This is a genomic window from Weeksella sp. HMSC059D05 (assembly GCF_001809725.1).
Lineage (GTDB): Bacteria > Bacteroidota > Bacteroidia > Flavobacteriales > Weeksellaceae > Weeksella > Weeksella virosa.
Genome location: NZ_KV798544.1, coordinates 83627 through 98600, shown reverse-complemented (window position 1 = coordinate 98600; position 14974 = coordinate 83627). Strand labels below are relative to the sequence as shown.

General features: G+C 34.8%; 11 protein-coding genes. 5 read left to right on the top strand and 6 right to left on the bottom strand.

The window, feature by feature from the left end; translation table 11 throughout:
* From lysS to HMPREF2660_RS06770, 6 genes are all read right to left on the bottom strand, one after another.
* A partial coding sequence (gene lysS / locus HMPREF2660_RS06795) for a lysine--tRNA ligase (protein ID WP_070486280.1) occupies positions 1-1543 on the bottom strand: 1543 nt, incomplete at its 3' end.
* 75 nt (positions 1544-1618) lie between these two features.
* On the bottom strand, positions 1619-2542 hold the full coding sequence (locus tag HMPREF2660_RS06790; RefSeq protein ID WP_070486278.1) for a hypothetical protein: 924 nt from the start codon (positions 2540-2542) through the stop codon (positions 1619-1621).
* 46 nt (positions 2543-2588) lie between these two features.
* The gene (locus HMPREF2660_RS06785; protein WP_070486276.1) at positions 2589-3527 is read right to left on the bottom strand and encodes a hypothetical protein; all 939 of its coding nucleotides are present in this window, start codon (positions 3525-3527) and stop codon (positions 2589-2591) included.
* Between the two features lie 112 nt (positions 3528-3639).
* Complete coding sequence (locus HMPREF2660_RS06780; RefSeq protein WP_013598920.1) at positions 3640-4332, bottom strand: SDR family NAD(P)-dependent oxidoreductase; 693 nt, start codon at positions 4330-4332, stop codon at positions 3640-3642.
* Positions 4325-5284, bottom strand: coding sequence for an ABC transporter ATP-binding protein (locus HMPREF2660_RS06775; protein WP_070486274.1), 960 nt, complete (start codon positions 5282-5284; stop codon positions 4325-4327). Before HMPREF2660_RS06775 ends, HMPREF2660_RS06780 begins: the two co-directional genes overlap by 8 nt.
* Positions 5281-6288, bottom strand: a complete 1008-nt coding sequence (locus HMPREF2660_RS06770; protein WP_070486272.1) for a FecCD family ABC transporter permease — start codon at positions 6286-6288, stop codon at positions 5281-5283. Before HMPREF2660_RS06770 ends, HMPREF2660_RS06775 begins: the two co-directional genes overlap by 4 nt.
* 192 nt (positions 6289-6480) lie before the next feature.
* Here HMPREF2660_RS06770 and HMPREF2660_RS06765 point away from each other — a divergent pair, with 192 nt between their 5' ends.
* The 5 genes from HMPREF2660_RS06765 (at position 6481) to HMPREF2660_RS06745 (ending at position 14543) form a co-directional block, all read left to right on the top strand.
* A complete protein-coding gene (locus tag HMPREF2660_RS06765; RefSeq protein ID WP_041942156.1) occupies positions 6481-7056 on the top strand; it encodes an RNA polymerase sigma factor in 576 nt (191 codons plus the stop codon).
* Positions 7057-7130: 74 nt separating this feature from the next.
* On the top strand, positions 7131-8195 hold the full coding sequence (locus HMPREF2660_RS06760; RefSeq protein WP_070486270.1) for a FecR family protein: 1065 nt from the start codon (positions 7131-7133) through the stop codon (positions 8193-8195).
* 107 nt (positions 8196-8302) lie between these two features.
* Positions 8303-11479, top strand: coding sequence for a SusC/RagA family TonB-linked outer membrane protein (locus HMPREF2660_RS06755; RefSeq protein ID WP_013598925.1), 3177 nt, complete (start codon positions 8303-8305; stop codon positions 11477-11479).
* Between the two features lie 22 nt (positions 11480-11501).
* The gene (locus tag HMPREF2660_RS06750) at positions 11502-12944 is read left to right on the top strand and encodes a SusD/RagB family nutrient-binding outer membrane lipoprotein (RefSeq protein ID WP_013598926.1); all 1443 of its coding nucleotides are present in this window, start codon (positions 11502-11504) and stop codon (positions 12942-12944) included.
* 12 nt (positions 12945-12956) lie between these two features.
* Entirely contained in the window at positions 12957-14543 is a 1587-nt protein-coding gene (locus HMPREF2660_RS06745; RefSeq protein WP_070486268.1) for a calcineurin-like phosphoesterase C-terminal domain-containing protein, read from the top strand.
* Positions 14544-14974: the final 431 nt, after the last annotated feature.

Below are 14974 nucleotides of genomic sequence, written 5' to 3'. Positions count from 1 at the left end.
TTTTTTGTAAAATACTGATAATTAATGATTCTTCGTCTGTTAATTCGTAAGAAGAAGCTTTCTTTTCGGGTCTCATTTGTGGGAAAAACAATACTTCTTGTATAGAAGGATTGTTGGTCAGATACATCAACAAGCGATCCATCCCAATACCCAATCCTGCTGTAGGTGGCATACCATATTCTAAAGCACGTAAGAAATCTTGATCAATAAACATTGCTTCATCGTCCCCTTTTTCAGAAAGTTTCAATTGTTCTTCAAAACGTTCGCGCTGATCAATTGGATCATTTAATTCCGAATAAGAGTTGGCAATTTCTTTTCCACATACCATAAGCTCAAAACGTTCGGTCAATTGTTCATTGTCTCGATGTTTTTTGGTAAGTGGAGACATTGCTTTTGGATAATCGGTAATGAATGTTGGTTGAATGTAATTGCCTTCGCATTTTTCTCCAAAAATCTCGTCAATTAATTTTCCTTTACCCATGGTTTCATCCACGGCAATTCCCATTTCTAGAGCAGCTTTTCTCAATTCTTCTTCTGTTTTGCCTTCTATATCAAAACCAGTAAAATCGATAATCGATTGTCTCATTGTAACTCGCTTATAGGGTGCTTTGAAATCAATTTCATGTTCACCAAATGTTGCTTTTGTACTTCCGTTAACAGCGATAGCACAATGTTCTAAGAGTTGCTCGGTGAAATCCATCATCCAGTTGTAATCTTTGTAGGCGACATAGATTTCCATTGCAGTAAATTCTGGATTATGTGTTCTGTCCATGCCTTCATTTCTGAAGTTTTTAGAAAACTCATAGACTCCATCAAAACCACCCACAATTAATCTTTTTAGGTATAATTCATTGGCAATACGCAAATATAATGGGATGTCTAGAGCATTGTGGTGCGTAATAAAAGGTCTTGCTGCAGCGCCACCTGGTATTGATTGGAGGATGGGCGTTTCTACTTCTAGATAACCACGAGCGTTGAAGAAATCGCGCATTGCTTGAAACAATTTTGTTCTTTTTTGGAAGATTGTTTTCACATGAGGATTTACAACCAAATCTACATAGCGCATTCTATAGCGTAATTCTGGATCTACAAATGCATCAAAAACGTGTCCATCGTCATCGGTTTTTACGATTGGTAAAGGTCGAAGTGTTTTTGCCAAAACGGTGAGTTGTGTTACGTGTACAGAAATCTCACCAACTTTTGTTTTGAATAGATAGCCTTCGATACCGATAAAATCTCCGATGTCTAAGAGTTTTTTGAATACTGTATTATAATCCGACTCATTCGGAAGGTCATCACGCGAAATATAGATTTGTATTCTGCCTTCACTATCTTGTAATTCGGCAAAGGAAGCTTTTCCCATAATGCGGGTACTCATTAGGCGTCCGGCTAGTTTTACCACTTTGCCTTCTTTATAATTTTCTTTTATATGAGACGAATAGGTCGTTACTTCGAATTCTTTGGCAGGGTAGGGTTCGATACCCAAATCACGTAGTTGTTGTAATTTTTCTCTACGAATAATTTCTTGCTCAGACAATTGCATTTTTACTTCTTAAAAAAATTAATAGAATGCAAAAATAACAATATTTTATGGCAATACCTTAGTTTTAGGAAGGATTTATGGTAGGATTTCGATGACTCTTTTTTGGGTAAACTCTGTATTCTGAAAGTATACTTTTTTGCTTTGTAAACAATAAGATGGCCAGCCGTTTTCTTTGATTCTACTCATTGTGTCTACGGTATAGATAATATTATCATCAATTGTAGAACGGTCTGGTGCGTCTACTTTCATTTCTTTGGCTATTTTTTCTAGATAATTAAACCAAGATTCTTTGAGCCATTCTTCTTCTGCGACTGAACTAGAAATCATTACATAATTACCCAAATAGGGCGAAATTTCTCTCAAACTATAAGTCGTAATTGCTGGGGTGGGATTGGGATTGAATAGATTGTCTAGATAGGTTTTGTAGACTTTTGGCTCAGAATTTACGGTAAAATTTCCTAAACCAAAGAAATAGTGAAATTGTTTAATTTCTTTTTCAAAAAGGGAGTTCAGCTTATCTGCCGTAGCGTATTGCTTTTCCATTTCGGCCAAAGTCTTTAGCACCTCACTATTGTCGGCATAATCGTCTTCTGCGTTTTCTAGTGCAGTATAAAACTGAACCATTGTCCAATTATTGGTTTGGAATCCTAAAAATTTCCCATCAGAATCAACCGAATAATAGATATCGATTTCATCCAAAATACTCAAAGGGTTTTTTGAAATTTGTTTTTTAGAATTTTCTATATTGGTGATACGCCAATGTAAGGTGTATTGATCTTGATACAAATCTAAAACATTGATGGATACTTTATAAGAAAGATATTCTTTCTGTATGGTATCTAGTCCTTCTGTTCGTGTGTCGTATGTGGTAATTTTATAATTATATTGATTATCGATGTTGAGGTATTGTTTTACCACGACAACCGAATCGTTATCATTTGTTTGTGCTTGCGAAATTATAGCTAAAAAAGTAAACAGTATGCAATAAAAGATTTTCATGTTTTTACTCTGAAAAGCAAAAATAATGAATATTAGTCGTATTTTTTTATAAAAGCTCAATTTCTAACTGATTCACTGTTTTCTTTGCTCCTATATTTAGGCTGAATTTATAGTGTGAATTAATCAATACAGAGTCTTTATTGTATTTATTTTTATAATCGATTGTAAGTTCGATTGTATCGGAGTATTTTTTTATTTCTCTTTCTACTTGTTCGTGTGTGAGATTAACATTCGATTGTTCTAGCATAGATTTCGCCATCAATTGCCAAAGGGACTCAAAGTCCTCTTTGCTCAGAATCTGTGATGTCACAATGGTGTATGTTTCGCTTTTTGGATCTATTCCCTCTAGCCAAGTTGTCGAAGTAGAGGAAATTGGGAATCCGAATAAATTCTCTTGTATTTGTTTACCTTGATATTTTTCACCAACTTTCAGGTATAATCCGTTGAACTGTAGTAGGTTATTAATCTCCTGAGAAAATGTGTAACTTACATAATCCTGCGACAGAATCATATCCTCTAGACCAGAAACATTGGCTTGATAGATGGCATTTCTTTTGTTTTTTCTTTTTAGATTTTTTGCAACTGCCATAAGTTGATTTTTTACACCATCTTCATTTAGTAATTCTAAAAACTCACCATCTTTATTGGTTGCAAACTCATAATTCACTCCCTTGCTGTTTACCATATAATCGTTGTAAAATGGATCGGGATCATTGGTGCTTACTGCCAAATTCTCCCAACGCAACTTATATACGTACGGGTTCTCATCCAAAACAGAAAATTTTTTATGACTATTCGTAACTACTTTAGAAATAGTATCATTTATAGAAATCACATAGTCTACATCAGTAAATTGATAGTTATACTGATTACCAACATACCATTGCGGTTTTACTTGTACCGATTGTTCCTCGTAATTAATTTGCGCATAAAGTTGTTGAAAACCTAAAATATGTATGAATAAAAAGGTATAAAAATGTTTCATTTTGAGAAAAATCGTATTGTTGATGGTATTATAAATTTATTTAATGCTAATCTATCAAACCTTATTCCAAATCAATCTGACGCCTGAAATTAAGTAACAAACTTTCTGTATTTTAAGGAGTCGAAATAGAGGCTGGCAAAATTTTACCATTAAAAAAACGATGTCCATTTAATCCAAAATCCACTAAAAATTCGGCCATTTCTTTTGGTGTTGTCGGAGCTTGATAACCAGGAAAAGCTTCTTGTAACATTTCTGTTTGTACAGCACCAAGTGCGATACAGTTTATTCGAGGACCATTTTGGTTGAGTTCCTCTGCCAATAATTCAGTCAAATTACAAGTAGCTGACTTTGATGAAGAATAGGCCGATAAGCCAGCAAATTTCACAGAACCTTGTACGGCACCCATAGTAGAAATATTCACTACGTGGGAGGTGTTTGTAAATTTTGTAAGCAATAACTGGATCAATCGATAGGGAGCCATAAAGTTTATTTGCCAAGAATGCAGTAAGTCTTGTTCACTAACGTCTTCGAATGGTTTATTTATGCATAAACCAGCATTATTGTATAGAATATCGACTGTCTCCCAATCTTTTATATACGCCAAAATTTGGTCTATATCCTTATATTTACTTAAATCTAACCCTATGTTAATCAGTTGGTTTGGTTGAGCAAAATGGTTCAACTCATCTAACTTTTCTAGGTTTCTAGAAATGGTTAATACACGATTTCCTAAGGCCAAATGTTGTTTAGCAATTTCTTTTCCTATTCCGCGGCTTGCTCCGGTTACGATAATGTTTTTATGCATTTTGTATAAAATAGTATATGAATTTTTCGATTGAATGAAACGTTTTATCTTCGTAATATATTTCTTTTTCTCGGACAATCACACTTGTCTGGGATAGAGAACTTTGTTGATAACCTTGCTTCAGAAGTGCTTTGCTTGTCCAGTAAAATAACTCCCCTTCACCCTGTAAATTTACCGTTTTCTTTGTTTCGATTGGGATCGAATATATATTTCTAGAAGGGATGAATTGTAGAATATTATCGGATAATTTTTCTAAAATTCGATAACGATAAGCAATATCTTCAGGTAATCCAGAAACAAGTTGTTTGTTTTCGATCCACCAAATTTCATCAGCCATTTCCAATGCCAAATCTACTTGATGAGTTGCCATGAGAAAAGTTTTTTGCAGTTGTTTGCTCAACTTTTTCAAGAGTTCAAATATACGAAATTGATTTCCTAAATCTAAATTTGCAGTAGGTTCATCGAGCAACAAAAAAGGAGTATTTTGTTTCAAAGCTCGTGTAATCATCGCCAATTGTAATTGACCTTCGCTAATTTCAGTTGCGTATTTATCCAAAATATTTTTGATAGGAATTTCCTCTAAAATAACTCTATTCAGAGCCATTTGTTGTCTATAGGAAAAGTGATCATTTGCACCAATTTCTATTAAATCTGCAACTTTGATAGTAGGAATATGGGTGAGGTTAGAAAAAACAACAGCAACTTGCTTTGCAATTTCCGAAGTTTTCATTTGCGAAATAGCTTGATTGCTGTATAAAATATCACCAGAAATCGGTTGATTTATTCCTAGAATAGTATTGAGTAAGCTCGATTTTCCTGCACCATTATTACCTAAAAGGACAATAAATTTACCTGTCTCTATCTGTAAGTTAAGCTCTTTGAGTAGTGTTTTATTCTTGTAGCCTACGACAAGATTTTCTAACCGAATATTATCGACCGTTCTGTTATTCATCCTTCAGATTTAGAGTTTTTCAGTACTATACTGATTACAATAGGTGTCCCAAAAAGGGAAGTTATAATATTAATCGGAAATGTACCGAAAGGGAAAATATCGGTTAAAAAACTAAAAATCAGCATTAGTGCTGCACCCATCATCATTACCGAAAAAAATAAATAGTGCATATTGCTAGTTTTTAAGATATTTCTACAAATATGTGGTACAGCTAACCCGATAAAAGCTATGGGGCCGGCAAAAGCTGTTGCAGCTGCAGTAAGTATAGAGGTAGAAAGCAATAAGGTGAAACGTAAACGCAATAAATTGACGCCAAGCGTTTGGGCATATTTTTCGCCCAGAAGTAAAAACGTTAAACTCTTTAGCGTACCGTAAGCCAATAGTAATCCAGTGAAAACGCAAAGGGAAAACACAAAAATTTGTTCCCATTTGAGGCCTGTTAGCGACCCGAAACTCCACAAAAGAAATGATTTTATTTTTTCTGAGGGTGCAAAATATTGCAACAATCCGATAAAAGAAACCGCTAAGCCAGAAAGCATCATGCCCAAAACAATAAGTGCTGTGGATGATTTTACCCGATAAGAAAAGGTGCCAATGAGAACCAAGGCGGTAAGTGACCCTATCATTGCGGCACTAATGGTTAGCCAAGAATTGCCTAATAAATAATCTAAACCGATGATAGAAAAAAGAAAGACCACTATGGCAACACCCAAACTCGCCATTGCTGTAATACCTAAAACACTTGGTTCTGCTAATGAATTTTTAAATAACTCTTGCAATAAAAATCCAGCGATGGGGAGTGCTAATCCGACCAAAATAGAAGTGATTACTTTTGGTAAACGGTAATGTAGAATTAAGTTTTGTGCGAAGTTATCTTCCGATTGTCCGACCAAAACCCTGAAAATATCTTCGATCGAAATATTTGCTTTACCAATAAGTAAATTGAGACAAATAAAAATAAAAACGATCAATAGACAAGTGATGGTTAACCAATGTTTTTTCACGCAAATTTATTTGAAACAAAGATAAAGCAAGTTGACGAAAGTAATAGGAAAATGAAGTATAAATGGCATATAAACGTTATTATTGGTAGCGTATTTTGGGTTATTTAATCTTTTCTTAAACTGATTTTTTATAAACCATTCTTATAGAAGAGTACTTTTATACCCTTAAATTTTTTTTGGCTGTACGTAAAAATGAAGGTGAAAATTTCCAAAACTTTAGAAGAAAAACAATTCGATCAGATATATTTTCAGTATCATTCTTCTATTTATCGAAATATACGCAAGTTAATTTACGATGAAGATATAGCATTGGACATTCTGCAAGAAGTTTTTATTACACTCTGGAATCATCGGGCCGAAAAATTAGCAGACACTGCCTTAGCAGGATGGCTTTTTACCGTAAGTTATAATAAATCTATAGATTATCTAAGAAAAACAATCAAAGAAGAGATTGCCGAAAGTGATAAGATTTTTAGTATACAGTCGAATTACGAAGAAAGTTTAGAGTTCGAACAACAATATTCATTAAAACTAGAATTGATAGAAGAAGCTGTTGAAAATCTTTCGCCTAGAAGAAAAGAAGTCTTTAGATTGTGTCGATTCGAAGGGTACACGAAAGATGAAGTTGCCCAAATGCTGAAGATTTCTACCGATTCTGTTAGTGATTATCTAAAACAAGCAAATCAGTTTATACGAGAATATATCCAGAAAGAATACCCTACATACAGTAGTTTATTTGTGTTGAGTTGTTTGATTAAGTTTTTCTAATTAACGATTATTTTACCTATTGTTAACCATTTAGTCTATCCTGTTTTTCGTTTTTGGCCGTCTTTAGGGTAGATATGATAAGAAAATTATTAGAAAAATATTGGTCGAATAATAGTTCTTTAGAAGAAAAAAAAGAGCTATTAGAGATTATCGATAATCCAAAAGTCGTTTCGGAAAAAATAACACAAACTTGGTCCGAAAATGATAATACGATCATGATAGATAAGAGACTTTCTAGGAAAGTTCTCCAGAAAATTCATCAAAAAATAAACGAAACCCATAAAACAAAAAAACATTTCTCGACTTATTCTTCTTTTATAAAATTTTCCATTGCAGCTTCATTGGTCTTGTTTTGTGTTTTTGGTTTATTGTATCATAAAAATATAGCGTCAACTTCTACAGTCGCTCTTGTAAATTACGATACGATATCCAATGAAACAGCGGATAAACTAATGAACATACGATTGAATGACAATTCTACAGTTGTCCTTTATCCAAAATCAGAAATTGTGTATGATGGCCAATTCAACCAAAAAAATAGAGCAGTTTTATTGATGGGAAAAGCAAAGTTTAAGGTTTATAAAAATAAAGAGCTTCCTTTTACTGTTTCCATCAAAAGCTTCACTACAACGGCACTAGGTACAGAATTTATCGTAACCGAAAATATAAAAAACAATCAGGCTTCTGTACAATTGCTAGAAGGAAAGGTGAGGATTGATAGCCAGAAAAAAGCAGCTTTTGAATCTGTTTTTTTGAATGCAGGAGAGAATTTCTGGTTAGATTTAGAGAATAATCAGGTGCAGATCACCAACCAAAAAATAAGCAAACCAAAAACTGTTTCAACCAAGAAATATACCGAGAAAACAGAAATAATTACGTTGCCAGAGATACCCGAAACCGAAAAGAATAATGAGATGACAGACGAAATAATTTTTGATAAAACACCTTTGATAGATGTTTTTGATAAAATAGAAAAAACTTATCAAACCAAAATTCACACCACCAATATCCCAAAAGAATTGACATTTACGGGACGATTCAAATCAACAGATAATTATCAACAAATCATCGAGATTATTTGCCAATTGAATGACTTGCAATATCAGGCAATTGATAAACAAGTTTATATAGAAAAATAACAAATAAAATATAGGATTAATGCATTTCTAGACAGCATGTTGAGTTGTTTGGAGGCAACAACTATAGCTCAAAATTAAACATTAAAAAACTAAAATTATTCATACAAATGAAACGTTATTTAACATTATTATCCTTGTGTTTTGCTGCCGTTCAAATGGTGGCTCAAGAAAACTCTAAAATCAAGGGAATTGTACAAGACGAGAAAGGGAAACCTGTTTCGGGAGCAAGTGTACACATTACTTCTGATTCGGATACATCTATTTCGTTTTCTACAACGACCAACAGCAATGGGATTTTTGAGGTGAGTGGATTATTATCCGATGAAAAATATGATATAGAAATAGATCATTTGCATCATGAATCGTATTATATCGATAATTATAAAGTAAATGCAGGAGATAATAATTCTTTGTCAGTAAAACTTAACCAAAGTATCGGTTTAGAGGCCGCTGTAGTTACGGCTTTGGGAATTAAAAGAGAAGAAAAAAAGTTGGGGTTTGCACAGCAAACTATTGATTCTGAGTCGCTAAATAATGCAGAAAACAATAACTGGTCAGATGGATTGAAAGGAAAAGTAGCAGGTCTAAATATCATTTCGGCTGGCTCTGGACCCATCAACTCACAAAATATTGTTTTGCGAGGAAATAACTCTACCGAATTGCATAAAAACTACGCACTCATTGTAATCGATGGTGTACCCATGAATCCCGAAATGACATCTTCTGGTAATAATTCTTCTTACATGGGAGCAGATTCGCCTATCGATTTTGGAAACGCAATTTCAGACCTCAACCCAAATGATATTGAGAGTGTTACGGTTCTTAAAGGGCCTTCTGCAGCTGCTCTATACGGTTCTCGTGCAGCCAATGGAGCCATTATGATTACGACAAAGTCGGGAAATAAAAATAAAAAAATCGGAGTCGATTTTCGCTCTTCTCTTATGGTAGATGTAATTAATCGATGGCCAGATTATCAGTACGAATATGGGCAAGGAACTTTGCAAAAAAACAAAAAAGGTGAGTTTTATTATTCCTATGGTAATTCTTCTGATGGTAACTCTACCAGTGCAACAAGTAGTGCTTTCGGACCCAAATTCGACGGACAATTTTACTACCAATATGATCCTTTCTTGCAAGGACAAGGCGAAGAGAGAACACTTTGGAGACCTTATAAAGACAATAGAAAAGCGTTTTGGAATACTGGTATAACTTTTACCAATAATGTATCGATTTCTGGTAGCGGAAAAGAAGGGGCGATGAGAGCATCTTTTGGACATGTGAAAAATAGTTGGATTATGCCCAATACAGGGTTCGATAGTTATACTGCATCCATCAATGCAAATTATAATGTATCGGAAAGGATAAAATTAACGTCAGTTGTCAATTACACCAATAAAGTTAGCGATAACATTCCGGGAACAGGTTATAATAACGGTTCTATAGCTTATTTCATGATTTTTCAGAACCCAAATGTAAGCTTAGATTGGTACAGAGATCGCTGGTATGCAGGGCAAGAATATCTAAGCCAGATACAGCCGTATAGTTCTTATATAGATAATCCCTACGTTATAGCTTATGATGCTACCAATCCATTGCAGAGTAATCAAATTACAGGAAACATCCAGGCAAATATTCAACTTACCTCGAAGCTAAATTTCATGTTGCGCTCGGGCGTTAATATGTATAACCAAATAAGACAACAAAACCGACCACATGATATGAATCGTTGGTTGAATGGACATTATAAAAGGCAAGATATCCAAAAAAGAGAAATCAACACCGACTTTCTCTTATCCTACCAAGATTATATAGGTGAGGATTTCTCTATGAGCATGAATTTTGGTGGGAATAAAAGAGATTATCAATACTTACGCAAAGATGCACAAGTAGACGAATTAGTAATCCCCAATGTCTATATGTTGTCTAACGGGATGAATAGCCCTATCGTGAAAACATATGATAAGTATATAAAAGTCAATAGTTTATATGGGTTGATATCCCTAGGATTTAGAGATCAGGTATTTATAGATATTACAGCCCGAAACGATTGGTCGAGTACATTACCCAAAAACAATCGTTCTTATTTCTACCCATCAGTATCATCTAGCTTTATCTTATCAGATATTTTTAGATTATCAAAACCAATTGATTATCTAAAATATAGATTATCTTTTGCACAAGTAGGAAACGATGCAGAACCGTATAGTACAAGTAAATACTATAATGCTAATGACTTTCCTGGGTCTTCAACTACACCAAGCAAATTACACAATTTAGACCTGAAACCAGAAATATCTAAAAGTTGGGAAACCGGAATAGAGTTGATGATGTTTCGTAAAAGGGTTGGGATAGATGTAACGCTCTATCAAACCAACACAAGAAATCAAATTATCGAAGTACCTACTGATCAAGTTACCGGTTATACCTCTGCTATTATCAATGGAGGAGAAGTGCGAAATCGTGGTATAGAAGTTATGCTAAATCTCAAACCAATCCGTACAACAGATTTTACGTGGCAACTAATCGGAAACTGGGCTATCAATGAAAATAGAATCATTGCACTTACAGATGGTGTAGAGGAGAAACCATTGGCTTCTTCTGGTACTGTAAGTGTAATTGGGAAAGTTGGGGGTACAACAACAGCGCTTTATGGATACGGTTTTGTCCGTGATAATCAAGGAAACATTGTCTATGAAAATGGAGTACCGGCTTATCCTACCGAAATACAATATATAGGAGATGCAGCACCAAAATGGCGCGCAGGATTAACGAATTCTTTCAAGTATAAAAATCTAAGTTTAAGTGTAACATTAGACGGTCAATACGGTGGAATTGTTTACTCACAATCGCATCATAAAATGATGGAACAAGGAAAACTAAAAGCTACCTTGCCAGGTCGAGATACAGGATTTATTGTTGGTGAAGGAGTTGTGCAAAACCCAGATGGGAGCTATTCACCCAACACCGAGCAAGTGAAGATTACCGATTATTATGCGAAATACTATCGTCGTGCCAATGTAGAATCCAACTCATTTGATGCATCTTACCTAAAACTGCGCGAAGTGAATTTTACTTACAATTTACCTAAAAAACTGATAGAGAAAACTGGTTTGGATAATCTGAGTTTATCGGTATTTGGGAAAAATTTAGCCGTTTGGTCAGACTTCCCGTTGTATGATCCAGAGACTGCATCAATAGAAGGTTCTACTATTATACCAGGTGTAGAAATGGGGCAAATGCCTTCTACCGCATCTATCGGATTTACCTTAAAAGCATCTTTGTAAAAACTTATCAATTCTATTAAAAATGAAAAATCTTTTCGTAAAAATATCTTTATTTTCTCTTCTTTGTTCTGGGCCTATTGCTTGTACAGAAGATTTTGATCAAACCAATATCAATCCCAATTTGGTATCAGAAGTTACCCCTGGCTCGTTAATCAATCCCGTACTGTATAATTTGGCCAGTAATAATGCCATCAAAAACTATGATATTACCAGTGCATTGATGCAAGTGCACGTTCCTTTCCCAGATGTAACCGCAGGAGGTGTGCATCGGTATGATATAACGGATAGAACTGGGAATTCTAGCTGGAATGCGGCTTATCGTTGGTTGACCAATATCAATGAAATGTTGGTTAGAAGTAAAGAACTCAAACAATCTAATTATGAAGCCATTTCTTTAACCTTACGTGCTTATGCTTTTGCTAATCTGACGGATATATTTGGTGATGTACCTTTTTCCGAGGCTTTTCGAGCAGAAGAAGGCATTAGTCAAGCGAAATTCGATTCGCAGAAAGAAATCTATCAAACACTTTTAGCAGACTTAGAAAGAGCAAATTCTCTCTATGATCATAAAATACCTTTGCCGTATGTAGCCGATCTGTTATTTGGGAATGATATCACAAAATGGCAAAAATTCACGAACTCTTTGCATTTGCGTTTATTGTTGCGCGTGTCGGATAAATCCGAAATGAATGCTTTCCCTAAAATGGTGAACATGCTCAGCAATCCAGAAAAATATCCGATAATGACTTCTAATCTCGATAACGCAGTTTTGCAAGTTACTGGCATTTCACCGAATGTATCGCCGTGGGCTCGACCACAAGATTTTAATAACGGAAGAGCAATGGCAGAGTTTTTTATCGATCAATTAGTAGAATCAAAAGACCCAAGAATTCTTAAAATTGCTACTCAAGCAAAATCTCTTGGCGATAATAATTCTATCGGTTACAAAGGGATTCCTGCAGGATACGATGGTTCAGAAGCTTTTGACTTTTCGCCCTCTGGCTTGCTAAGAATACAAGCAGAAGCACCAATGAAAATTACATTATTCACCTATTCTGAAATCGAGTTTATCCAAGCAGAATTGGCTTATAAAGGCTACACAAGTGATGCAGAAAAACATTACCAAAACGGAGTGAAGGCAGCAATAGAATACCTTACAGAAGAGGAAATTCCTATAGATTATTTCGATAGTGATGCAACTCGATACGACGGAACTCTAGAGCGAATTATGCTTCAGAAATATTTATCTTTATACTTTGTAGATTATCAACAATGGTTCGAGTATAGAAGAACTGGCTATCCGAATTTACCAAAAATTCCTGCTGGCAAAAATGATGGAGTAGTACCGTCGAGGTTGTTGTACCCTAGTTCGGTGAAAATCTACAATAAAGAAAACTACGATAAAGCTGTTGCAGCGATGGGCGGTGATAATATTAATACAAAAGTTTGGTGGCAAACAAAATAAAACAAAAAAAACATGAAAAAAATAATTTTTAGCATTGCTGTAATCGTCAACCTTCAGGCTAATGCACAACAAATTGTAAAGGGAATAGTTTTCGAAGATCGTAATAATAATGGCCGTCTAGACAAAAAAGAAAAAGGCATAGAGAATGTTGCCGTTTCTAATGGGATAGATGTGGTTCTTACCGATTCTAAAGGACGTTATACGCTTACAGTAAATGATGATAATCAAGTGTTTGTTATCAAACCAAGTCATTATAAAACTCCATTAGATACTTACTTTACGCCAAAGTTCTATCATACCCATAAACCAAAAGGTTCCCCAAAAAATTTTAAATATGCAGGGGTAGAGCCGACCAAAAAGTTACCAAAATCTGTAGATTTTCCACTCCTACCAGAAAAAGAAAGCTCTACTTTCACAGCCTTTGTTTTTGGTGATCCGCAAGCATATACCGAAGAAGAATTAACTTTCTTTCGCAAAGCCATTGTCGACGATGCTATGCAACATAAAGAAAATGTTTCTTTTGGGATAAGTTTGGGGGATTTGGTAGGCGATGATCTTTCTCTACAGCCGAAATATAAAAAAATAATGAGTGCTCTGTCTTTACCATGGTACAATGTAATTGGTAACCATGATATGAATTTCGAGGCAACGATTGATGAACATTCAGATGAAACTTTTGAGAAAAATTTTGGACCTAGTACGTACGCTTTCAATTACGGCAATGCCCATTTTCTTATTCTTGATAATATTTTATATCCTAATCCTAGAGGAGGAAAAGGGTATTTAGGAGGTTTCAGACAAGATCAACTAGAATTTATAAAAAATGATCTGAAATTTGTTCCTAAAAATAAACTAATCGTTTTGTCTTTTCATATCCCGATTTTTATAGAAGGAGAAGATCATTTCGATAAAGAAAGTCGCCAACAATTGCTTGCTATCCTAAAAGATTTCCCGAACGTGTTAATGATGTCTGCACATACACATTATCAGATGCACCAATTTTATGGCAAGGATAAAGGTTGGGAGGGTGCAAAACCATTGCACGAATATAATGTGGGTACCACCTCTGGTGATTGGTACTCTGGCGAGCTAAATGCGTTGGGTGTTCCTGTATCTACGATGAGAGATGGTACGCCTAGAGGATATGCTTATCTCACGGTTAAAGACAATCAATACGAATTGGATTACAAGGTTGCAAGTAAGCCGCTTGATTATAAAATGGAGATATATGCACCCAACGTTATCGCCAACAAAGGATGGAATACATCTTATGTAGTTGCCAATATTTTCATGGGAAGCGAAAAAGATCAAGTAGAAATACGTTTTGGGAATGGAAAATGGCAAAAAATGGAAAAAACTCTGCAAGAAGATCCTACGTTTTATCATCAAGTTCAGCGATGGGATATTTCTCAAGAATTACTTACAGGCAGAAGACCTTCGAATCCGATCAAGAGTTCTCACTTATGGCAAAAAAAATTACCAAATAATTTAGGGATAGGAGAACATAGTATAGAGGTAAGAGTTTTGGATATGTTCGGACGCACTTACTCTAATAGTACAACTTACCGAATAGAAGAAAAAAAAGAAATAGCTAAATAAAATTTTAGTTTCATAGGTTGTTAAAGTTATGGATGGAAACGGCAAGTATCTCTTTTTACTTGTCGTTTTCATATATTGTTTTAGATGTGCATTGGCTGAGCCAGATGCTGGATCTTAGTTGGCGTTATCTCATCGTTATTATTTTGTTTTGGATTCGATGATTCGCTTCGCTTAATTCAAATTTTTGTAGATTTACTCAGTAGAATTACAACTACAAAAATATGCAGTTTTCTAGAAGCCTAGTTGTGAATTCCTTTCAAATTTTTGTAGATTTACTCAGTAGAATTACAACTTCTGCTAAAGCAACAACTTTTTCTGCTTCGTTGTGAATTCCTTTCAAATTTTTGTAGATTTACTCAGTAGAATTACAACATTGAAAACTCCATCAGTGGTTCCAGCTCGGTTGTGAATTCCTTTCAAATTTTTGTAGA